General features: G+C 71.7%; 17 protein-coding genes. 15 read left to right on the top strand and 2 right to left on the bottom strand.

Annotated features, from left to right (window positions below):
• The first annotated feature begins 644 nt into the window (after nucleotides 1-644).
• The 4 genes from LZ495_RS42675 to LZ495_RS42660 all read left to right on the top strand — a co-directional run bounded on the left by LZ495_RS42675 (nucleotide 645) and on the right by LZ495_RS42660 (nucleotide 4484).
• A complete protein-coding gene (locus LZ495_RS42675) occupies nucleotides 645-1295 on the top strand; it encodes a PadR family transcriptional regulator (protein ID WP_235058658.1) in 651 nt (216 codons plus the stop codon).
• A 47-nt stretch (nucleotides 1296-1342) separates the two neighbouring features.
• Nucleotides 1343-2422, top strand: a complete 1080-nt coding sequence (locus tag LZ495_RS42670) for an inositol-3-phosphate synthase (RefSeq protein ID WP_235058657.1) — start codon at nucleotides 1343-1345, stop codon at nucleotides 2420-2422.
• Nucleotides 2423-2539: 117 nt separating this feature from the next.
• On the top strand, nucleotides 2540-3862 hold the full coding sequence (locus LZ495_RS42665) for an MFS transporter (protein ID WP_235058656.1): 1323 nt from the start codon (nucleotides 2540-2542) through the stop codon (nucleotides 3860-3862).
• Nucleotides 3863-4040: 178 nt separating this feature from the next.
• Nucleotides 4041-4484 carry an LppU/SCO3897 family protein gene (locus LZ495_RS42660; RefSeq protein ID WP_235058655.1) on the top strand — a complete coding sequence of 148 codons (444 nt, stop codon included), beginning with the start codon at nucleotides 4041-4043 and terminating at the stop codon, nucleotides 4482-4484.
• 98 nt (nucleotides 4485-4582) lie between these two features.
• On the opposite strand, the gene LZ495_RS42655 is transcribed toward LZ495_RS42660, so the two are convergent.
• Entirely contained in the window at nucleotides 4583-6028 is a 1446-nt protein-coding gene (locus tag LZ495_RS42655) for a CCA tRNA nucleotidyltransferase (protein WP_235058659.1), read from the bottom strand.
• 190 nt (nucleotides 6029-6218) lie between these two features.
• On the opposite strand from LZ495_RS42655, the gene LZ495_RS42650 reads away from it, so the two are divergent.
• From LZ495_RS42650 to LZ495_RS42610, 9 genes are all read left to right on the top strand, one after another.
• Nucleotides 6219-6680 carry an NUDIX hydrolase gene (locus LZ495_RS42650; protein WP_235058654.1) on the top strand — a complete coding sequence of 154 codons (462 nt, stop codon included), beginning with the start codon at nucleotides 6219-6221 and terminating at the stop codon, nucleotides 6678-6680.
• Complete coding sequence (locus LZ495_RS42645; protein WP_235058653.1) at nucleotides 6677-9112, top strand: DUF6049 family protein; 2436 nt, start codon at nucleotides 6677-6679, stop codon at nucleotides 9110-9112. The genes LZ495_RS42650 and LZ495_RS42645 overlap by 4 nt, the downstream gene beginning before the upstream one ends.
• A gap of 129 nt (nucleotides 9113-9241) precedes the next feature.
• Nucleotides 9242-11998, top strand: a complete 2757-nt coding sequence (gene murJ, locus LZ495_RS42640; RefSeq protein ID WP_235058652.1) for a murein biosynthesis integral membrane protein MurJ — start codon at nucleotides 9242-9244, stop codon at nucleotides 11996-11998.
• A 284-nt stretch (nucleotides 11999-12282) separates the two neighbouring features.
• Complete coding sequence (locus tag LZ495_RS42635; protein ID WP_235058650.1) at nucleotides 12283-14355, top strand: protein kinase family protein; 2073 nt, start codon at nucleotides 12283-12285, stop codon at nucleotides 14353-14355.
• Between the two features lie 71 nt (nucleotides 14356-14426).
• The gene (gene sigM / locus LZ495_RS42630; RefSeq protein ID WP_235058648.1) at nucleotides 14427-15068 is read left to right on the top strand and encodes an RNA polymerase sigma factor SigM; all 642 of its coding nucleotides are present in this window, start codon (nucleotides 14427-14429) and stop codon (nucleotides 15066-15068) included.
• Entirely contained in the window at nucleotides 15065-16165 is a 1101-nt protein-coding gene (locus LZ495_RS42625) for an anti-sigma factor family protein (protein ID WP_235058646.1), read from the top strand. The genes sigM and LZ495_RS42625 overlap by 4 nt, the downstream gene beginning before the upstream one ends.
• Nucleotides 16166-16321: 156 nt before the next feature.
• Nucleotides 16322-17275 (top strand): thioredoxin-disulfide reductase, encoded by a 954-nt coding sequence (gene trxB / locus LZ495_RS42620; protein WP_235058645.1) that lies wholly within the window; start codon nucleotides 16322-16324, stop codon nucleotides 17273-17275.
• A 71-nt stretch (nucleotides 17276-17346) separates the two neighbouring features.
• On the top strand, nucleotides 17347-17673 hold the full coding sequence (gene trxA / locus LZ495_RS42615) for a thioredoxin (RefSeq protein WP_235058644.1): 327 nt from the start codon (nucleotides 17347-17349) through the stop codon (nucleotides 17671-17673).
• A 260-nt stretch (nucleotides 17674-17933) separates the two neighbouring features.
• Nucleotides 17934-19103 carry an N-acetylmuramoyl-L-alanine amidase gene (locus tag LZ495_RS42610; protein WP_235058643.1) on the top strand — a complete coding sequence of 390 codons (1170 nt, stop codon included), beginning with the start codon at nucleotides 17934-17936 and terminating at the stop codon, nucleotides 19101-19103.
• A gap of 122 nt (nucleotides 19104-19225) precedes the next feature.
• Here LZ495_RS42610 and LZ495_RS42605 read toward each other — a convergent pair whose 3' ends face one another.
• Nucleotides 19226-19471, bottom strand: a complete 246-nt coding sequence (locus tag LZ495_RS42605) for a hypothetical protein (protein WP_235058641.1) — start codon at nucleotides 19469-19471, stop codon at nucleotides 19226-19228.
• 197 nt (nucleotides 19472-19668) lie between these two features.
• Between LZ495_RS42605 and LZ495_RS42600 the strand changes: the two genes are divergently transcribed.
• Nucleotides 19669-20997, top strand: coding sequence for an aminotransferase-like domain-containing protein (locus LZ495_RS42600; protein WP_235058640.1), 1329 nt, complete (start codon nucleotides 19669-19671; stop codon nucleotides 20995-20997).
• A 222-nt stretch (nucleotides 20998-21219) separates the two neighbouring features.
• Complete coding sequence (locus LZ495_RS42595) at nucleotides 21220-22173, top strand: D-alanine--D-alanine ligase family protein (protein ID WP_235058639.1); 954 nt, start codon at nucleotides 21220-21222, stop codon at nucleotides 22171-22173.
• The last annotated feature ends 94 nt before the right edge of the window (nucleotides 22174-22267 follow it).

Here is a 22267-nt window from a genome sequence, read left to right as displayed (position 1 = left end):
GGACCGTCGCCGCCCCCGCCCCGGCCGCCGCCTCTGCCGCGGCCGGGGCCGCTGCCGCCCGAGCGCGCGGCCTGCCGCGCCTCCATCCGCGTCCGGGGGCGGGCCCCGGGCTCCGGTCCCGCACCGGCGGACGCACCCGGAGGCCGCGCGGCCTCGGGAGCCGGCCCGCCGGCCGACGGCATGCTCCCCCGAACATGCGACGTGTCACGTCCTTCCGGACGCGGCGATGCCGACCTGCGACGGTGCTCACTCATGAATTCGCTGCTCCTCGGCCGCGCAACGGGGGTCGGTCGCACGGGTCGTGGCTGTCCGTTCCCCAGGACGCATCGCGGCCGAGACCGGTTGCAGAGCGGCCGGTCTTCTGTACGGGTGTCCCGAGGTACCACACGGCGGACCAGACTACGCGCGGACGCAACACCAAAAACACGGACGGCTCGGGGCATACCCGCCCGAGTGAACACGTCGAGAAGTTGTGGCCGGCCGTGCAGAGGTGATCGACAAGCAACGCCCACGTGACCCTTCTGTGACTTCCGTCACCGGACCCCTCCTTGCACGCCCCGCGCCGGGGACCTATCGTTCCGATGTATCGACTCGATACATCGAGCCGATATGAAGGCCCGATACATCAGGCGGGAGGGAAGCGGATGAGCAGGCGCGGAGGCGTCCTGGAGTTCGCCACCCTCGGCCTGCTGCACGACACGCCCATGCACGGATACGAGCTGCGCAAGCGGCTCAACACCGTGCTCGGCACGTTCCGCGCCATTGCGTACGGCACCCTCTATCCCTGCCTGAGGTCCCTCCTGGAACGGGGACTGATCGTGGAAGAGGAGCCGGAGCAGGTTGCCGCGGCACTGGCCGGCGGCAAGCGCGCGCGCATCGTGTACAAACTGACGGCGCAAGGCAAGGAACACTTCCAGGAGTTGCTGTCCGAGTCCGGGTCCCAAGCCTGGGAGGACGAGAACTTCGGCGTGCACTTCGCCTTCTTCGGCCGGACGGACCGCGAGGTGCGCATGCGTATCCTTGAGGGCCGCCGCGGCAAGCTCGAAGAGCGGCTCGACCGGGTCCGCAGCTCGCTGTCGAACACGCGGGAGAAGCTCGACGGCTACACGCTCGAGCTTCAGCGGCACGGCTTGGAGTCGGTGGAGCGCGAAGTGCGCTGGCTGAACGAGCTGATCAGCGCCGAACGGCATGCCGGGGACGACCCCGTGGCCGACGGCACTGGGACGAATGACGCCGGGGCCCCCCGGCAGACCAAGCAGGACGCGGCCTCGGACCCGTCCGCAGCAACCAGTTGAGGGCTTCCTTCGGGATGTCCTCATTGAGAACACAGGGAGCAACCGGAATGGGTTCGGTTCGCGTAGCCATCGTCGGCGTGGGCAACTGCGCCGCTTCGCTGGTGCAGGGCGTCGAGTACTACAAGGACGCCGACCCCAACAGCCGCGTACCCGGCCTCATGCACGTGCAGTTCGGCGACTACCACGTGCGTGACGTCAAGTTCGTTGCCGCGTTCGACGTGGACGCGAAGAAGGTCGGCTTCGACCTGGCGGACGCCATCGGCGCCAGCGAGAACAACACCATCAAGATCTGCGACGTGCCCCCGACCGGCGTGACCGTGCAGCGCGGCCACACCCTGGACGGTCTCGGCAAGTACTACCTCCAGACCATCGAGGAGTCCTCCGAGGCCGCGGTCGACGTGGTCAAGGCGCTCAAGGACGCCGAGGCCGACGTCCTGGTCTGCTACCTGCCGGTCGGCTCCGAAGCCGCCGCCAAGTTCTACGCCCAGTGCGCGATCGACGCCGGTGTGGCGTTCGTCAACGCCCTCCCGGTGTTCATCGCGGGCACCAAGGAGTGGGCCGACAAGTTCACCGAGGCCGGTGTCCCGATCGTCGGCGACGACATCAAGTCGCAGGTCGGCGCGACCATCACGCACCGCGTGCTGGCGAAGCTCTTCGAAGACCGCGGCGTCGTCCTCGAGCGCACCATGCAGCTGAACGTCGGCGGCAACATGGACTTCATGAACATGCTCGAGCGCGAGCGCCTGGAGTCCAAGAAGATCTCCAAGACGCAGGCCGTCACCTCGCAGGTCGACCGCGACCTGGGTGCGAAGAACGTGCACATCGGCCCGTCGGACTACGTCGCGTGGCTCGACGACCGCAAGTGGGCGTACGTCCGCCTCGAGGGCCGCGCGTTCGGCGACGTCCCGCTGAACCTGGAGTACAAGCTCGAGGTCTGGGACTCCCCGAACTCGGCCGGTGTCATCATCGACGCCGTGCGCGCCGCGAAGATCGCCCTCGACCGGGGCATCGGCGGCCCGATCCTGTCGGCGAGCTCGTACTTCATGAAGTCGCCGCCGGTCCAGTACTTCGACGACGAGGCCCGCGACAACGTCGAGAAGTTCATCAAGGGCGAGGTCGAGCGCTGATCCGCGCCGCCTAGCCGCACCTGCTCCATCCGACGGCCCGCAATCTCCGCGTGAGGTTGCGGGCCGTCGGCTTGCGTCCGCCGGGCCGCCCGCGGGCGCACCTGTACGTTTGCGTCCGTGGCTCTCCTGCGCGACCTCGGCGCCCTCCTCCGCCTGCGGGACTTCCGCAGGCTGTTCGGGACGCGCCTGACCTCGCAGCTGTCCGACGGGGTCTTCCAGGTCGCGCTGGCCGGGCACGTGTTCTTCTCGCCGGAGAAGCAGACCTCGGCGGCCGATATCGCGGCCGCGTTCGCGGTGCTGCTGCTGCCGTACTCGCTGGTCGGGCCGTTCACCGGGGTGCTCCTGGACCGCTGGCGGCGGCGCCAGGTGCTGGTGCGCTGCAATCTGCTGCGCGCGGTGCTGGTCGCGGTGACCGCGGCGCTGGTGCTGGCCGAGGTGCCCGATCCGGTCTTCTACACGTCGTGCCTGCTGGTGCTGTCGGTGAACCGCTTCGTGCTGGCCGGGCTTTCCGCCTCGCTGCCGCGCGTCGTGCCGGAAGAGCGGCTGGTGCTGGCGAACGCGGTGTCGCCGACGGCCGGCACGGTCGCGGCGTCCGCAGGGGCGCTGGCCGCGGTGCTTGTGCACCTCTTCCTCGACGAGGGCCCCGGGGCGACGGCGCTGGTCATCCTCATCTCCGGAGCGCTGTACCTGAGTTCGGCGGCGGTGGCGGCGACCATGCCGGTCGACCTGCTGGGCCCGGACCCGGACCGCGTGGTGCCGCATGTGCGCGAGGCGGTGGCCGGCGTGGCCCGCGGGCTGCGCGAGGGTGCGGCGCACGTGTGGCAGCGCCGGGCGCCCGCGCACGCGCTGGCCGCGATCACCGCAATGCGGTTCTGTTTCGGGGTCCTCACGGTCATGACGCTGCTGCTGTGCCGGAACCTGTTCAACGACCCGGCGGACACCGACGCCGGGCTGGCCACCCTCGGGCTGACCGTCGGCGTGACCGCGGCCGGATTCTTCGCGGCCGCGGTGCTCACCCCGGTGGTGACGCCGCGACTGGGGGTGCCGCGCTGGATCGTGCTGTGCGCCCTGACCGGTGCGGTCGGCCAGGTCGCGCTGGGCCTGCCGTTCCGGCTCGGGCCCATGCTGGCCGCCGGCTTCCTGCTGGGGCTGGTGTCGCAGGGCGCCAAAATCGGCGTGGACACGGTCGTGCAGACCACCGTGGACGATGCGTTCCGCGGGCGCGTCTTCTCGGTCTACGACGTGCTCTTCAACGTCGCCTTCGTGGGCGCAGCCGCGGCCTCGGCGCTGGTGCTGCCGTCCGACGGGAAATCCCCCGCGGTGCTCGCCGCGGTCGCGGCCGGCTACGCGGTGACCGGAGCGGCGTACGCACTCGCGGTGCGCCGCCACCCGCCGCGCCCGCTGCCGCAGGTCGATTCATCCGGTATCAGCAGCAACTGAGGCTTTCCTCCCGCAGCGTGCGCCGCGGTTTTCTTTCGCACAGCGAAGCCGTGTGAAGAACCTCAAAGATCGACTTCTCGTCAACTAGTGCACATCAGGGCGCAACCCTCTAATCTTCGTCAGCGATCGCTCGCTCAGTGACGCTTTTTGACACTTTCCTGCCCAACGGAGACCGTCGATGACCAATATCCCGAGTGCGTCCGATCCGGACCGGATCCCCTACGTGCCCGCGTGGTCCGACACGACCCCGCCGCAGGGCACCCCTTCGTACGCCCCCGCACCGCCGCAGGGCGACCGCCGCGCCCGCAAGGAGCGCAGCGTCCTCCTCAGCCCGCTGGTGCTCGGCCTCGCCGTGCTGCTGCTCGCGGTCATCGGCGGCGGCACGTACATGTACGTCAACGGCGGCGAGAAGGTCGCGTTCCGCGAGGGCGACTGCCTCGACGACCTCGCCGGCGGCACCCCGCACATCACCAAGTGCGGGACGCCCGAAGCCCGCTACCAGGTCGTCACGATCTTCGAGGACACCATCGACATCGGGGCCTGCTCGTCGGTCACCGGTGCCAACATCCCGGTGGTCATCGAGAGCAAGGACGTCATCTGCGTCCTCTCGCTCAACGGCTGATCCGCCGCTTCCGGGCAAAACGATGGCCGGTCCCCGCAGTGCGGGGACCGGCCATCGGCATTCCTCCGGGTATCCCGGTGTCCGGATACCCGGTGTGCTCAGCCCTCCTGGGCGGACCACCACTTCTTCAGCTCGCCGATCGCCGTGTCCCGGTCCATCGGGCCGTTCTCCAGGCGCATTTCGAGCATGTGCTTGTACGCCTTGCCGACCAGCGGGCCGGGCGGCACCCCGAGGATCTCCATGATCTGGTTGCCGTCCAGGTCCGGCCGGATCGAGTCCAGCTCCTCCTGCTCCTGCAGCTTGGCGATGCGCTCTTCGAGCGAGTCGTACGCCCGGGCCAGCGCGCCGGCCTTGCGCCGGTTGCGGGTGGTGCAGTCCGAACGGGTCAGCTTGTGCAGCCGGTCGAGCAGCGGACCCGCATCGCGCACATAGCGGCGCACCGCCGAGTCGGTCCACTCCCCCGTGCCGTAGCCGTGGAAGCGCAGGTGGAGTTCCACCAGGCGCGTCACGTCGTCGGTGACGTCCTTCGGGTACTTCAGCGCCTTCATGCGCTTCTTGGTCATGTGCGCGCCGACCACCTCGTGGTGGTGGAACGACACCCGGCCGTCGTCCTCGAAGCGGCGGGTGCGCGGCTTGCCGATGTCGTGCAGCAGCGCGGCCAGCCGCAGGACCAGGTCCGGCTCGCCGGGCGCCTCCAGGTCCATGGCCTGTTCGAGCACCGTGAGGGTGTGCTCGTACACGTCCTTGTGCCGGTGGTGCTCGTCGAGTTCGAGGCGCAGCGTGGGCAGCTCGGGCAGCACCCGGGCGGCCAGCCCGGTCTCCACCAGGAGCAGCAGGCCCTTGCGCGGGTACGCCGAGCACACCAGCTTGTTCAGCTCGTCGCGCACCCGCTCGGCCGAGACGATGTCGATGCGGTCGGCCATCGCGGTCATCGCGGCCACCACCTCGGGGGCCACGTCGAAGTCGAGCTGCGCCGCGAAGCGGGCGGCCCGCATCATCCGCAGCGGGTCGTCGCCGAAGGACGCCTCCGGGGTGCCGGGCGTGCGCAGCACCCGGTCGGCCAGGTCCTCCAGACCGCCGTACGGGTCCACGAAGCTGGTGCCGGGCAGGTCCACCGCCATCGCGTTGACGGTGAAGTCGCGGCGCACCAGGTCGTCCTCGATCGACTCGCCGTACGTCACCTCGGGCTTGCGCGAGGTGCGGTCGTACGCCTCCGACCGGTACGTGGTGATCTCGATCTGGTAGTCGAAGCCGGTCGGGCCGGTCTTGCGGCAGCCGATGGTGCCGAAGGCGATCCCGACCTCCCAGACCGCGTCGGCCCACGGCCGCACCAGGGCGAGCACCTGCTCGGGCCGCGCATCGGTGGTGAAGTCCAGGTCGTTGCCGAGCCGGCCCAGGAGCGCGTCGCGCACCGAGCCGCCGACCAGCGCGAGCCGGTGCCCGGCCGCCTGGAATCTGCGCGCGAGGTCGTCCGCGACCGGGGCGACGCGCAGCAGTTCGGCGACCGCGCGGCGCTGGACCTGGCTCAGCCGGTCCGGGGACACGGCCGGCGCAGCCGGATCGGCCGCCGGGGAGACCGGCTCGGCGGCGGAGTGCGGGGAGTTCTTCGCGTTGGACACGACGTACAAGGGTACGGGGAGCGTGCGGGCGGATCGTCACCTTTATCGGTGCACGGAGCCGCGATGGGGTGATCTTGGCTCCCGACCTGCAGGCCCGGCGCACTAGGATTTCAGGATGCCCGCCGAGACCACCCCGCCGCGGCGGAGGCTCAAGGCGGTCGAGGAGACCTCGGCCGGTGGCCTCGTCGTGGACCGGGACACATTGCGCGCCGCGCTGATCGCCCGCCGCGATCGCCGCGGCCGGCTGCTGTGGTCCCTGCCCAAAGGGCACATCGAGGACGGGGAGAGCGCGGTCGAGGCCGCCCTCCGCGAGGTCGAAGAGGAGACCGGCATCGTAGGCCGCGTCCTCGCCCCGCTGGGCGTCATCGACTACTGGTTCACGGCCCCGGACCGCCGCGTCCACAAGACCGTGCACCACTATCTGATGGAAGCCGCCGGCGGGGACCTTTCGGACGACGACATCGAGGTCGAGGCGGTGGCGTGGGTGCCATTGGGTGCATTGCCGGCCCGGCTCGCTTATCCGGACGAGCGCAGGCTCGCGGTGCGCGCTCCCGAACTGCTGGCGGACACCGCGTGACCCGAGCCCACGGCAGCGCCCGGCGCACGGCCGGACTGCTGCTGCTCGTCCTCACCGCGCTGGCCGGCGTGCTGGCACCGCCGCCGGCCAGGGCCGCGCGGGCCGCGGACGGTTCGCCCGTCCAGGTCGTCGTGGAGTCCATGGCGCCCGCCGTGGCCCGGACCAAAGACGATGTGCTCACCATCCGGTTCCGGCTGGTCAACACCACCGGGGTGGCGCTGGACCAGGTGACCGTGCGGGCGAAGGTCGCCTCGCCGATAACGCTTCGCGACGAGCTGGCGACCAGCACGTCCGAGGGCACCGCACGCCGGCCGGTCGCGACCGTCGCCGACGTCCCGGCCAACGGCCAGGCGAGCGGCGAGTTCAAGGCCACGGCCGCCGAACTCGGCCTGACCGAGACCGACGTCGCGGTCTACGCGCTGACCCTGGATGTCACCGACAACGGCAAGCGGGTGGCCAGCACGCGGCTGCTGCTGCCCTGGATCCCGGCAGGAAAGGCGCCCGCCGCCAAGCAGCAGATCGCGGTGCTGTGGCCGCTGATCGACCGGGCGCGCTGGGACGGCACCACGATCGGCGACACCGGGCAGACCCCGGTCTTCACCGACGACGGCCTGAACGCCGAGCTCGGTCCGGACGGCCGGCTCGAGCGGCTCGTGGAGATCGGCGACGGGCTGCCCGGGGCCGTCTGGGTGGTCGACCCGGACCTGCTGGCGACCGCGAACGAGATGGCCAAGGGCTACCGGGTGGCCCCGCCCAGGCCTCCGGAGACCGGCAAGGAAACCGACGACGCCGCGAGCGGCAAGAGCAAGGGCGACGGGGACACCGACAGCAAGGACGACAAGGACAGCAAGGGCAGCAGCAAGGACCGCGACGGGCGTACCGACGTCGCCGCCACCAAGTCGACGCCGCGCACCGAGGCGGCCACCGCCCCGGGCACCGGCGGCCCGGGGGCCGCCGCCTGGCTCGAGCAGCTGCGCAAGGCCGCCGCGGCCGACACCGTGGTGGCGCTGCCGTACGCGGACACCGATCTGGCGTCCATCGCCCACGTCGCGGCGGGCGGCAAGACCGACCTGACGCCGATACTGCTGCGGACCGTCGCCGAAGGCGGCCGGGTGGCCGGCGAACTGCTCGGCTTCACCGTGCGCTCGGACGTGGCCTGGCCGATCGCCGGAGCGGTCGACGAGCAGGTGCTCACCACCGCGAAGAACACCGGGTCCAAGCTGGTCATCGCGTCGAGCACCTCGGTGCCGCCGCGCAGCGGGAAGCTGACCTACACCCCGTCGGCGCACACGCCCACCAATGTCGGCCCGGAAGCCCTGATCGCCGATGCGCGCATCAGCGACATGCTGGCCGCGGCGACCGAGAACCCGCCGGCTTCCCCGGTGGCGCTCAAGCAGGCGCTCCTCGCCGAGCTGCTGACCATCGCCAACGAAGAGCCGATGCTGGCGCGTTCGCTGCTGATCGCGCCGCCCCGGCACTTCGCCGCGCCGGTCGCGCAGGCGCTCAAGGACGCGGTGACCGAGGCGACCGGCACCGCGGGGTGGGCCGAGCCCGGCACGCTCGACAAGATCGCCGCGACCGCCCCCACCGAGGTCGAGCAGCGGACCATCAAGGGCTATCCGCAGGAGCTGCGCCGCACCGAGCTGTCGGCCGGCTACCAGCAGTCGATCGCCGACCTGCAGCAGTCGGTGGACACCTTCGCGGCGATCCTCAGCAACCCGGAGCGCATCACCCGGCCGTACAACCCGGCCGTGGAGCGCGCGCTGTCCGTGGGGTGGCGTACCACTCCGACCTTGGACGCGAACAAGTACCGGATCGACGTGACCCGCAGCCTCCGGGTGCTCGAACAGCTGGTGCGCATCGTGCCGAAGGCCGGGGTCACGCTCTCCGGCGACTCGGGCACCATCCCGGTCACCATCATCAACGGGCTGCAGCAGGCCATCACGATCCGGCTGGAAGTGACCTCCCGGCAGCCCAACCGCCTCACCCTGACGCAGCCTGCGGTGACCACCATCCCGGGCGGGGTGACGTCCGCGATCCCGATCCCCGCGGAGTCCGCGGCGAACGGCAAGGTGCTCGTCGACGTCCGCGTGATGACCCCCGACGGACAGCACACCTTCGGTGCCGCACACTCGTTCTACGTCAACACCACCAGCATCGACGGCATCACGTTGGGCATCATTGGAGTCATCGCGGGACTTCTCGCGTTGTTCTCGCTGCGGGCCTACCTGCGACGCCGTCGTGCCGCGGCGGACGGCGGGCCCGGCGACGGGACGGACGGCGAGGCGGACGAGGGCGGGGACGACGAAGGCGCGGACGGACCGCACGGGACCGAAGCGCCGGAGCATGACGCACACGACGAGCAGGACGAGGGGGACGGCAGGCGGCATGCGAGGCGGAATCGACCGGAGGGTCATCACGCACCGGCTTGACCGGATTTGCGCCGCATGTCCATATATCCCCGGACACTAGGCGTCGGGGAGCACCGGAGCCGCCCCCGGATGAGAAAGTGGGCACCTGAGCGAACGACCACCTGAAGCGGAAGACGAGGACCTGCCCGCATGAATGACCGGAGCGACGAGCGACAGCCGTACGTCGGCGGCACGGACGACCCGGGAGACGGGCAGGGGCCATACGGCACGCCGCATCGGGAAGGCCACCGGCCCGAAGACCCCTACCTGGGGCAGTACGGCCAGCAGTACTCGGACCCCGCGCAGGAGTACGCCCCCTACCCCGGCTCCGGGCAGGCCCCGCCCGCGCCCGGCACCCCGGGCGGTCCGGAGGCATGGTTCCGCGACGACGCCGGCCAGGCCGGCGGCCCGGGACTCGACGGGCTGTTCACCCCGGCTCCGCAGGCGGCCGGCACGCCGGACCCCGGCTACGGGCAGCAGCAGCCCGGCTATCCGCAGGACTACCAGCAGCAGGGGTACCCGCAGGGCTACCAGCAGCAGCAGGCGTATCAGCAGCAGGGCTACGACCAGGGCGGATACCCGCAGCAGCCGCAGCAACAGCAGCCGTACGCCCCGCAGTCGTATGCGGGCGAGCAGTACGGCGGCGGCCAGTACGACGGCGGCCAGCAGGGCTACGCGACGCCGCAGGTCCCCCCGCAGCACGACCAGGGCCAGTCCGGCCAGGGCGGGCACGGCAGCCAGGGCGACCAGGCCGGCTGGAGCGGCCAGGGCGGGCAGAGCGGCCAGGGCAGCGGGCAGGGCGGCGGCCAGGACTGGGCCGACCAGGCCGGCTTCTTCCGCGCCGAGCCCCCCGAGGAGCCCCGACGCGGACGCAGATCGTCGGGGCAGGCGTCGTCCGGCGCCGGCCAGGGCGGCCGCGGCTCGGGCGGTTCGGGGGGCGGCTCCGGCGGTTCGGGCGGCGGTTACGGCTCGGGCGGCGGCTGGGGCGACTACGACCGGCCCGGCGGCTGGCTCATGGACCAGACCCTCACCGGCATCCACCTCGGCCTCACCGGCGAGATCGGCATGCCGACGTACACCGAGGCGTACCAGCGCTACGAGACCCGCCGCGGTGCCGAGGCGGCCGCCGCGGCCGGCGCCGCGCTGACCGTCACCGAAGAACCGGACATCGCCCCGCTGCCCGGTCCGTCCCAGTCGCCGGTCTACCGGCTGCCCGGCAGCGGCGCCGAAGAGCGCATGGCCGGCATCCCGGTCGGCGGCAAGAAGGGCGGCAAGCTCAGCGGGATGATGCGGTCCAGCGCCCTCATGGCGTCGGGCACGATCGTCTCGCGCATCACCGGCTTCATCCGCAACCTCGTCATCGCCGCGGCCCTGGGCATGGCGGTCTTCGCCAACACGTACAACGTGGCGAACACCATGCCGACCCTGCTCTACATCCTGGTCGGCGGCGGCGCGCTCAACGCGGTCTTCGTGCCGCAGCTCGTGCGCGCCATGCGCAACGACGAAGACGGCGGCGAGGCGTACGCGAACCGGCTGCTCACGCTGGTCATGACGATCCTGCTGGTGCTCACCGTGCTGGCCGTGGTCGCGGCCCCGTGGCTGATCCGGATACTGGCCAACTCGCTTGCCGAGCAAGAGGCCGAGTTCGAACTGGCCATCACCTTCGCGCGCTACTGCCTGCCCATCATCTTCTTCATGGGCGTGCACGTGATGTTCGGGCAGATCCTCAACGCCCGCGAGCGCTACGGGCCGATGATGTGGACCCCGGTCCTCAACAACCTGGTCATCATCGCCACCTTCGCGCTGTACATCTGGGTGGCCGGCACGCAGCACAGCAGCGGCATGACGGCGGCGCGCATCACGCCCGACGAGGCCAGGCTGCTCGGCATCGGCACGCTGCTGGGCATGGTGGTCCAGTCGCTCGCGATGGTGCCGTACCTCAAGGCCGCGCGCTTCCACTTCCGGCCGCGCTTCGACTGGCGCGGGCACGGCCTGGGCAAGGCGGCCGGCCTGGCGAAGTGGACGTTCCTGTTCGTGCTGGCGAACCAGCTCGGCTACCTGGTGACCACGCAGCTCGCCAACGCGATCGACAGCGACGCGCAGAAGCAGGGCATCGACTGGGGCGTCGGCTTCACCTCGTACACGAACGCGCTGCTCATCTGGCAGCTCCCGCAGGCCGTCATCACGGTGTCCGTGATGGCCGCGATGCTGCCGCGCATGTCGCGGGCCGCGGCCGACAACGACAAGACCTCGGTACGCGACGACATTTCGGCGGGCCTGCGGATGTCCGCGGTCGCGATCGTGCCGTGCGCCATCGTGTTCGTGGCCCTGGGCCGCGACATCGGCGGCCTGATGTTCGCGCCGACCGGCGTGCAGAGCGCGCACTGGGTCGGCTACATGCTCATGGCGCTGGGACTGGGACTGATCCCGTTCTCCGCGCAGTACGTGCTGCTGCGCGGCTTCTACGCGTACGAGGACACCCGCACGCCGTTCCTCAACACCGTGTGGGTGGCAGCCACCACCGCGGCGCTGTCCGCACTGGCGTTCGTGGCGCTGCCCACCAAGTGGGCCGGTGTCGGCATGGCGGGCGCCTACGGTGCCGCGTACCTGGTCGGCGTATCGCTCGCTGCGCGCCGTCTGAAGAAGCGCCTCGGCGATCTGGACGGCCGCCGCGTGACGCGCACCTACACGCGGCTCATCGTGGCCTCCGCGATCGGCGGCGCGGCGGCGTTCGCGGTCGCCCGGGTGTGCACCAACGCACTGGGCAACGGCTTCGGCGGCTCGCTCGCCGCGGTCCTGGCCGGCCTCGCGACCATGGGCGTGGTGTTCCTGATCGCGGCGAGCCGCATGCGGATCGACGAACTGTCCGCTATGACCGGCATGGTGAAGGGGCGCCTCGGACGCTGATCGGAACCTCCCCCGCACCTCGTGCGTCGGATGAGACGATGGGTGTCCGCGCGTCGAACCGGCCTGGTCCGACGCGCGGAATCCGGCGGCATGGATCACGATGGGGCATACAGGCGGTGTCCCGGCGCAAATGCGGGTAGTAGAGCCCGGGACGCGCACCGATTGCCGGTGACCTCGGGGCAACCTGTTGCCCCTCGGAAGAGTCGTACGAATGTGCAGGCGGAGTGACGCCCGGTCTGCGCCGCTCGTACGATGGGCGGGGCTACGAGGAGGGTGAGAATACGGTGACGGACCGAACCGCAGGCTCCGTCCGCCTGATGGCGGACGGTCCTTCCGGCTCCAGCACCGTCGACACCGGCGAAATCGCGGAAGTGGACGTCACCGACAGGGACAACGACGCGACCGCGTCCGACGTCACGGGGGAAACCGTGACCGAGGACGCCGAGGCACGCGGCGAAGTCCCGGTAGCGGCACCGGAGAAGACCGCCGAGACGGCGGACACCGGCACGGACCGGGCCGCCGGCCAGGATGCGGACGACGACCAAGACGGCGATGCCGCGCCGGACGGCCGCTCCGGCACACCGTCCGAATCCCCTGCCGGTACGGGCGATTCCGGTGATTCCGGCGGCAATGCGGACGACACCGCCACCCGGAAGCTCCCCAAGGCGCCTGCGGAATCCGGCGGTTCGCCCGCTGCGCCGCCTGCCGAACCGCTCACCGAACCGCTCACCAAGCCCCTGGCCAAGCCCGCCGCACCCGCCCGCTCGGCCGCCGACGTCCCGCACGGGACCCGCTTCGCGGACCGCTACCGCCTTGAGGACAAGCTCAGTTCGAACGGCAAGAGCGCCACGTGGCGGGCCGTCGACGAGAAGCTCCGCCGTGCGGTCGGCATCCACATCGTGGCGTCGGGCAGCGACCACGCCCGCAGCGTGATGGCGGCGGCGCGCGCCGCGGCACTGGTCGGCGACCCGCGCTTCGTGCAGGTGCTCGACTGCGCCGAAGAAGACGGCCTCGTCTACGTCGTCAAGGAATGGCTGCCGGACGCGGACAACCTCGCGTCCCTGCTCGCGACCAACCCGCTGCCGCCGCACGAGGCGTACGAGATGGTCCGCTCGGTGTCCGACGCCATGGCGGTCGCGCACCGCGCCGGGCTGTCGCACCTGCGCCTGGACCCCAACAACGTGCTGCGCATGCACACCGGCCAGTACAAGATCGTCGGCCTGTCGGTGGAAGCCGCGCTGTACGGGCACGACACCGCGGACGCGGCCCGCGACGACACCCGGGCGATCGGCTCGCTGCTGTACGCGTGCCTGGCGCGCCGCTGGCCGGAGGCGGCCAAGTACGGCCTCCCGGAGGCCCCGCGCAACGGCATGAAGCTCTGCACCCCGGGACAGGTCAAGGCGCACGTCCACGGGCCCCTGGAGGGCGTCGCAATGCGGGCGCTGGGCTACGAGCACAAGCACCAGCCGCCGTTCGAGACCCCGTCCGACGTCGTGGCGGCGCTCGCGGCGATACCCGCGGTCCTGCCTCCGGAACCCGAACCCCCGGTCAGCGCCGCCGGTGCGGACTTCGACGACGAGTACACCCCCACCGCGATCCTGTCCCGGCACAGCTTCAACGGCGGGCCCCCGCCGCCGGTCCGCCCCACGGTCGCGACGGCGCCCCCGCCGGCCCTCGGCGGCGGCTTCGGCCGGCTGGTGAAGACGATCGTGGCGCTGATCCTGCTCGTGGCGGTCATCCTGGCGACGTGGCAGATCGCGGACCACGTGAACAACAAGCGCGAGGAAAAGCCGAAGCAGCCGCAGTCGAGCGGCCCGGCGAACCCGTCGACCGGGGGCACGTCCCCGTCGGCGGCCCCGCCGGGCGTGCCGATCCAGGTGGTCGACGCCAAGGAGCTCAGCCTCGACGCGGGCGGGAACCCCGCATCCGACGATCCGTCGAACGCCCGCGCCACCTTCGACGGCAACCCGGCCACGGCGTGGCGGACGAAGAGCTACGACGACGGGCCGGAGGCGAAGATCCGCAAGGGGATCGGCGTCATCCTGGACCTGGGTTCGGAGCAGGACCTGCGCAACGCCAAGATCCAGCTCGGTGCCTCGGGCGACCACACGACCGTCGGCCTGTACGCAGCGGCGCCGAACACCGCGGGCTACCCGGGCGCACTGACCGGCCTCACCGAGCTCGGCACGCAGAACACCACAGGCAACCAAGTCGAGTTCGACCTGCAGGCTCCGGTGCGCACCCGCTACGTGCTGGTCTGGCTGACGGCGATGCCGTACCAGAACACGGACACCAGCAAGAAGGTGTACCGCTCCGGGTACCAGAACAGCATCGCCGAAGTCGCCTTCACAAGCTGATCCGCGTCACGCGCCACCGCCCGCTCATGCCAGGATGACCCCGGGAATTCCACGGCCACCGGGGGGTGAGCATGAGCGCGGAGTCCGCATATCCCGGCGTCGCCGACGCCGACCTGCTCGCCCGGCACGCCGAGGGCGACCCGGACGCGTTCGCGGAGCTGATACGCCGGCACCGGGACCGCCTGTGGGCCGTCGCGCTGCGCACGCTGGGCGACCGCGAGGAAGCCGCCGACGCGCTGCAGGACGCACTCGTGTCCGCCTACCGTGCCGCGGCCCGCTTCGAGGGCCGCTCGGCGGTCACCACGTGGCTGCACCGGATCGTCGTCAACGCGTGCCTGGACCGGGCCCGCCGCAAAGCGTCCCGGCCCGCGGTGCCGCTGCCCGACGACCTGGACCAGCGGCTGCCCGCGCCGGCCGGCGAGGACCCCGCGGTCCGCGGCGAGACCCGGGACGTCCTGCTGGCCGCGCTGGCCACCCTGCCGCCCGAGCAGCGCGCCGCGCTGGTGCTGGTGGACATGGAGGGCTACTCGGTCGACGAAGCCGCCCGCGTCCTCGACGTGGCGACCGGCACGATCAAGAGCAGGTGCGCCCGGGGGCGGGCCAGACTGCTGCCGCTGGTGCGGCATCTGCGCGAAGGGAACCGGGTGGCGGGTCCGCCCGTCAGACCGACGGGAGACGGCCCGGCGCACAAGGACGGAGGTGTGACGCGATGACCCCCGAGAACCGCACGGTCGGCCCGGACGGGCATGTCGACGTCGACCTCCTCGCCGACCTGGCCGAGGACCTCCTCGACTCCTCTGCCGCCGCCGACGTCCGCGCCCACCTCGGCACCTGCCCGGACTGCCGCGAGACGTACGCGGCGCTCGCCGAGGTACGCGAGCTGCTGGGCGCGCAGCCGGCCGAGCCGATGCCCGACGACGTCTTCGCGGGCCTCATGGCGGTGCTCGCCGACACCGCGGCGGCCGAGGCGGCCGACGACGGCAATACCCATGAACGGGACTCCCAGGAACAGGACTCCCGGGATCAGGGCTCCCCGGGCGAACGCGGCCCCTTGAAGGCCGTCGGCCTCGACACGCTGCCCACCCCTCGCACGTCCGCCGACGAAGAGTCGTACGCCGCTCCGGTCGTGGACCTCGACGAAGCGCGGCGCCGCCGTCGGAGGCGCGGCTGGCTGGTCGCCGCCGCGGCGGCCGGCGCCCTCGTGGTCGGCGGCGCACTGATCGGGACGCTGAGCGGTTCGGATACGCGGAGCAACGACTCCAGCGCAGCGGCTCCCGCGTCGGCCCGGGGCCCGGGTGCCGAGGACAAGGCACTGAACGAGTCCGGCCGGGGCGGCTCCACGGCAATCGCTGGGGCGCAGGCGCCGGCCGGCACCTCGTCCCAGACGTTCACGGCCTCCGGCACCGAATACCGGCGGGCCGAACTGCGCGAACAGGTCGCGGCGCTGGTGGCCCGTCAGGGCAGCCTGCAAGCCACCGCGGAGACCAGTGGCGGCACCGCGACCGGCGGCCTCTCCGGAGCCGCGCCGACGGCCTCTCCGAAGGCCACCGGCGACCTGGCCGTCCGGCCCGTGGTGCCCGCGTGCGCGCAGGCGGGCGCGAACGGCCGTACCCCGCTGGCCGCCGAGATCGGCCGTTTCGAAGGGCGGTCGGCTTTCGTCGTCGTCTACCGCGGCACCGCGGCGGGCACGGCCGACGTCATGGTGATCGACGTGGCCGCATGCCCGGGATACCGCAGCGGTTCGAGTGCACCGGGCACCGCCGCGGCCACCGACAAGATCATCTACTCGGCCACCGTCCCGTTGCCCTGAGCCCCCCGCCCGGCCGTGGTCAACGCGGGAATGGCGCGCACCTAGGATCGGTTGAGCGGAACGTGCCGCACCCCACCGCAGGGGGTGGCCCCCGCAACCACCGGCAGCGCCGTCCGAGCACCCGGGCGGCCGACGAGAAGCAGGGATGGGCCCAGCGTGAGCGACGTCCGTAACGTGATCATCATCGGTTCCGGCCCGGCCGGATACACGGCCGCCACCTACGCCGCACGCGCCGACCTCAAGCCGCTCGTCTTCGAGGGTGCGGTCACCGCGGGCGGGGCGCTCATGAACACCACCGAGGTCGAGAACTTCCCCGGCTGGCCCGAGGGCATCATGGGCCCGGACCTGATGGACAACCTGCGCAAGCAGGCCGAGCGCTTCGGCGCCGAGCTCGTCGCCGACGACATCGTCGAGGCCGAGCTCGAGGGCGACATCAAGGTGGTCAAGGACGGCTCGGGCAACGTGCACCGCGCCAAGGCCGTGATCCTGGCGACCGGTTCGGCGTACCGCGAGCTGGGCCTGCCGAACGAGAAGGAACTCTCCGGCCACGGCGTCTCGTGGTGCGCGACCTGCGACGGCTTCTTCTTCCGCAGCCAGCACATCGCGGTGGTCGGCGGCGGCGACTCGGCGATCGAGGAGGCCACCTTCCTCACCCGCTTCGCGGAGACCGTCACCGTCATCCACCGCCGCGAGGAGCTGCGCGCCTCGAAGATCATGCAGGACCGCGCGTTCGCCAACGACAAGATCAAGTTCGCCTGGAACAGCGAGGTCGCCGAGGTCCTCGGGGACGGCAAGCTGACCGGGGTGAAGCTGCGCGACACCGTCACCGGCGAGCTGCGCGACCTGGACGTCACGGGCCTGTTCATCGCGATCGGCCACGAACCGCGTACCGAACTGCTCAAGGGCCAGATCGATCTGGACGAGGAAGGTTATGTGAAGGTGTCGCACCCGACCCAGCACACCAACCTCACCGGCGTCTTCGCGTGCGGCGACGTCGTCGACCACATCTACCGCCAGGCCATCACGGCGGCCGGCAGCGGCTGCGCCGCGGCCCTGGACGCCGAGCGGTACCTGGAGGACCTCAAGCACCGCGAGGAGGCCGCGGTCTGACCCCCGGTCACTCCGGACCGCGACTCTTCTCGAACCCCGCCCAGCCGAGCCCGACAACGAAGGAGCCACCCATGGCCGAGGGCATCATCAAGACGACCGACAAGACCTTCGACACCGATGTCCTGATGAGCGACAAGCCGGTCCTGGTCGACTTCTGGGCCGAGTGGTGCGGTCCGTGCCGCCAGATCGCCCCGGCGCTCGAGCAGATCGCCGCGGCGCACGGCGACAAGCTCGGCATCGCGAAGCTCAACATCGACGAGAACCCGGAGATCACCACCCGGTACGGCGTCATGTCGATCCCGACGCTGCACGTCTACAAGGGCGGCGAGATCGTGAAGACCATCGTCGGCGCCAAGCCGAAGTCGATGCTCGAGCGCGAGCTGGCGGAGTTCCTGTAAGCCCGCCATGCCGTCGGCGCGGCACCGCGCACGAAGGGCGCCTCCCGGAACCGGGGGGCGCCCTTTCGGCGTGTTGAACCCGGGGACAGTCGGGGGGCTGTCAGGGGAACATGTCCGGGGGGACACCGAAGACACCGGCGGGTCACGCGGTTGCCCATGAGGCCCGTGGGACCTGCTGACGGGCGCGTCGTGCCCCATTAGATTCCTGCTCCGCGCGCGTACGATCGAGTGTTGCGTCAATCTCGGGAGGATTCCGTTCCATGACCCTGCAGCGGCAGTACCGTCGCGGAGACACCGGCCCTGCCGTCGCCGAGATCAGGTCGAAACTGATGCTGCTCGGGCAGCTCGGCATCGACGCCCGGCCGGACCAGGGCGCCGACTCCGACCGGGGCGACGACGCGGTCTTCGACGACGCGGTGGACCGCGCGGTACGGCACTTCCAGCAGCAGCGCGGACTCACCGTCGACGGCATCGTCGGCCCGGAGACCTACCGCCAGCTCGACGAGGCCCGCTGGCGGCTCGGCGACCGGGTGCTGAGCTATTCGGTGAGCCACGTGATCGTCGGCGACGACGTGGCGACCCTGCAGCAGCGGCTGCTCGACATGGGCTTCGACTGCGGCCGGGTGGACGGGATACTGGGCGCCGGCACCGAGCGCGCGCTGCGCGACTTCCAGCGCAACTACGGGCTGCGCGCGGACGGCACCTGCGGCCCTGCGACGTTCCGCGCGCTGGACCGGCTGGCCCGGACCGTGGTCGGCGGCCAGCCGCACGCGATGCGCGAGTCCGAGCTGATCCACCGCTCCGGCCCGGCCCTGGCCGGCAAGGTCGTGGTGATCGACCCCGGGCACGGCGGCGCCGACCCGGGCGTGGTCGCCGACGGCCTCACCGAGGCGGACGTGGTGTGGGACCTGGCCCGGCGGCTCGAAGGCCGGCTGTCCGCACTCGGCGTACAGGCGTACCTGACCCGCGGGCGCGACGGCGACGGCCTGGTCGACGAGGAGCAGCGCGCAGCGTTCGCCAACGCCACCGACGCGGACCTGGTCATCTCGCTGCACTCGGACCGCAACGACAACCCGCAGGCGCGCGGCGTCGCGACGTTCTACTACGGCAGCGGCAGCGACCGCTACGGGCTGCGCTCCCCCACCGGCGAGCGCTTCGCCGGTCTGGTGCAGCGCGAACTGGTGGCGCGTACCGGCATGGTCGACTGCCGTACGCACGGCAAGGCCTGGCCGCTGCTGCGCAGCACCCGGATGCCCGCAGTGCGCGTCGAGATCGGCTACCTGACCAACCCCGAGGACGCCGCGCAGCTCACCGAGGCGGCGTTCCGCGACATGGCCGCCGAGTCGATCGTGGTCGCCCTGCAGCGCCTGTACCTGCCGCCGGAGCAGGACGAGCCGACCGGCATGCTGCGGCTGCCGACGTTCGTCTGAGCCCGTCCCGCGCAGCGCACGACCGAGCCCCGGTGTTCCACGGTTTCACGTGAAACACCGGGGCTCGGTCGTTCTCATGCTTCGTGCGGTTCGTGCGGTCCTGCCGCGCGGGTCCTGCGGCGTCAGACCGGGTCGGCGCCGTAGTCCGCGACCGGGCCGCCGACCGCCACCGGCTGCGGGTTCCCGGGCAGCTTGCGGTCCGGGCCGGACAGTTCGCGGACCGGGACGCCCGGGCCGTCCGGCAACCATGTCCGGTCCTGGCGCGTCTCCGGACGCGGGCGGGTCATCAAGCGGCCCACGAAGCCGCCCACGAAACCGCCGACCACGCCGACGCCGAGACCGGTGACAATCCATCGCACCGAGCTCATCGGGGCCTCCAGATTGGGGGTTACGCCATGGCGAATGGTAGTCGCCGGGCGCCCGGCGCGACCAATGCGCCTGCACGCCCCAGCCGGTTGCCACTCCTATGGCCGCAATCACAGGGCGCCGCCGACGCACATTCCGGATACTCGTAACACGCGGCCGAGCCCGGCCGCGGCCCGCATCGCCTCAAGGAGGCTGGTACGTGAACGTCCCGCAGAGCTCCCCCGGATCCCGTCTCGACAACTACGTCGACCGCTACGCCGCCCGTACGGCCGGCATGACGGCATCCGAGGTCCGAGCTCTGTTCGCCGTGGCATCACGGCCCGAGGTCGTCTCACTCGCGGGCGGCATGCCCAACATCGACGCGCTGCCGCTGGACGCGGTCGCCGACACCGTCGCCCGGCTGGTCGCGGAACGCGGCACCGTGGCCCTGCAGTACGGCTCGGGCCAGGGCGACGAGACGCTGCGCGGCCAGATCTGCGACGTCATGCGGCTCGAGGGCATCGAGGCGCATCCGGACGACATCACCGTGACGGTCGGCTCGCAGCAGGCCCTCGACCTGGTGACCCGGGTCTTCATCGACCCGGGCGACGTCATCCTCGCCGAGGCGCCCAGCTACGTCGGCGCGCTGTCCACCTTCGCCTCGTACCAGGCCGACGTCGTGCACGTCGCGATGGACGAGGACGGCCTGATCCCCGAGCACCTGGAGAACGCGATCACCGCGGTCCGGGCGGCCGGGAAGCGCATCAAGTTCCTCTACACGATCCCGAACTTCCACAACCCGATGGGCGTCTGCATGTCCGCCGAGCGGCGGGCCCGGGTGCTGGAGATCTGCCGCCGCGCGGATCTGCTGATCATCGAGGACAACCCGTACGGTCTGCTCGGCTTCGACGGCGAGCCGATGCGCGCGCTGCGTGCCGACGACGCGGACGGGGTGGTCTACCTCGGGTCGTTCTCCAAGACCTTCGCGCCGGGCCTGCGGGTCGGCTGGGCGGTCGCCCCGCACGCGGTGCGCGAGAAGCTGGTGCTGGCCGCGGAGGCCTCGGTACTCAGCCCGCCGGTCTTCTCCCAGATGACCGTGTCGGCGTACCTGGAGACGCAGCCCTGGCGCAGCCAGATCAAGACGTACCGCGAGATGTACCGCGAACGCCGCGACGCGATGCTCGACGCGCTGCGCACCTGCATGCCGCCCGGCACCTCGTGGACGAACCCGGCCGGCGGCTTCTTCGTGTGGGTCACGCTGCCGGAGGGCCTGGACGCCAAGGCGATGCTGCCGCGCGCGGTCACCGCCCGGGTGGCGTACGTGCCGGGCACCGCCTTCTATGCGGACGGGTTCGGCGCCTCCTCGATGCGGCTCTCGTTCTGCTACCCCACCCCCGAGCGGATCCGCGAAGGGGTGCGCCGGCTGGCCACGGTCATCTCCGAGGAGCTCGAACTGCGCGCGATGTTCGGCAGCGGCAGCACGCCGGGCCGTGCGCTCCCCGGGCCCGCGTCGCCGACCACCCAGGCGCCCGGCCCCGACCTCGCCTGACCGGACCGCGTCCGGCCGGAGCTGCTCCCGGCCCGGCGCCGCCCCCCGCCCCGGGGGGGGTGGCGGGGAACGCGGCCCGGGTGCGGGTCGGGCCGGTCGCGGCGCGGGCGGGCCCGGTTCCGCACGCCCGGCGGCGTTTCACGTGAAACGCCGCCCCTCTCCCGGGGGTAGAAGAACCGCATGCCTTCGACTCCCCCGACTCCCCTCCCGAAAGGACCATGGATGAGCGACCTCGGCCGCGTCGTCGTACTCGCCGGCGGGCTCTCCCACGAGCGCGACGTCTCCCTGCGCTCGGGCCGCCGCATCGCCGACGCCCTGCGCGCGGTCGATGTCGACGTCGAGGTCATGGACGTCGACGGCCGCCTGCTCGGCGCGCTCGCCGCGGACCGCCCGGACGTCGTCTTCCCGGCCCTGCACGGCGCCTACGGCGAGGACGGCGCGGTGCGCGATGTGCTGGAACTGCTCGGTATCCCGTACGTCGGATCGCGGCCGGACGCCTGCCGGCTCGCCTTCGACAAGCCGATGGCGAAGGCCGCGCTTCGTGCCGCGGGCGTGCGGACGCCGGACTCGGTGGCGCTCCCCCAGGACACCTTCCGGGACCTCGGCGCGAGCGCGGTGCTCGATGCCATCGTGGCGCGGCTCGGGCTGCCGCTCTTCGTGAAGCCGGCCCGCGGCGGCTCGGCACTGGGCGCCTCTGTCGCGCGCACGCTCGAAGAGCTGTCCACCGCGATGGTCGGGGCGTTCTCGTACGGCGACGTGGCACTCGTCGAGACGTACCTGGCGGGCACCGAGGTCGCGGTCTCCGTGGTCGACACCGGCTCGGGCCCCGAGGCGCTGCCCGCGGTCGAGATCGTGCCGGACGCCGAGGTGTACGACTACACGGCCCGCTACACGGCCGGCATGACGGAGTTCTTCGTCCCGTCCCGACTCACCCCGGAAGCCGCTCAGGCGGCCGTCCAGGCGGCCCTGACGGCCCACCAGGTCCTGCGGCTGCGCGACGTGTCGCGCACCGACCTCATCGTCGACGCGGACGGCACCCCGTGGTTCCTGGAGGCAAACGTCGCCCCCGGCATGACGGAGACCAGCCTGCTCCCCCAGGCCATCACCGCAGCGGGCCTCGACACCGGCGTCCTGTACCGCGAACTGCTCCACCAGGCAGCCACCCGTTCGACCTGAGCCCCTACAGCAGGCAGACGAAAACGGCCCCGGCGCTTCCCACGAAGCACCGGGGCCGCCCCACATCCACAGCAGCTCCGCCAGCCGCCGCTCT

Origin of the sequence: Yinghuangia soli (assembly GCF_021502675.1) — a bacterium.
Lineage (GTDB): Bacteria > Actinomycetota > Actinomycetes > Streptomycetales > Streptomycetaceae > Yinghuangia > Yinghuangia soli.
Note: the sequence above shows the minus strand (reverse complement) of the source record. Positions and strands in the feature narration are given on the sequence as shown.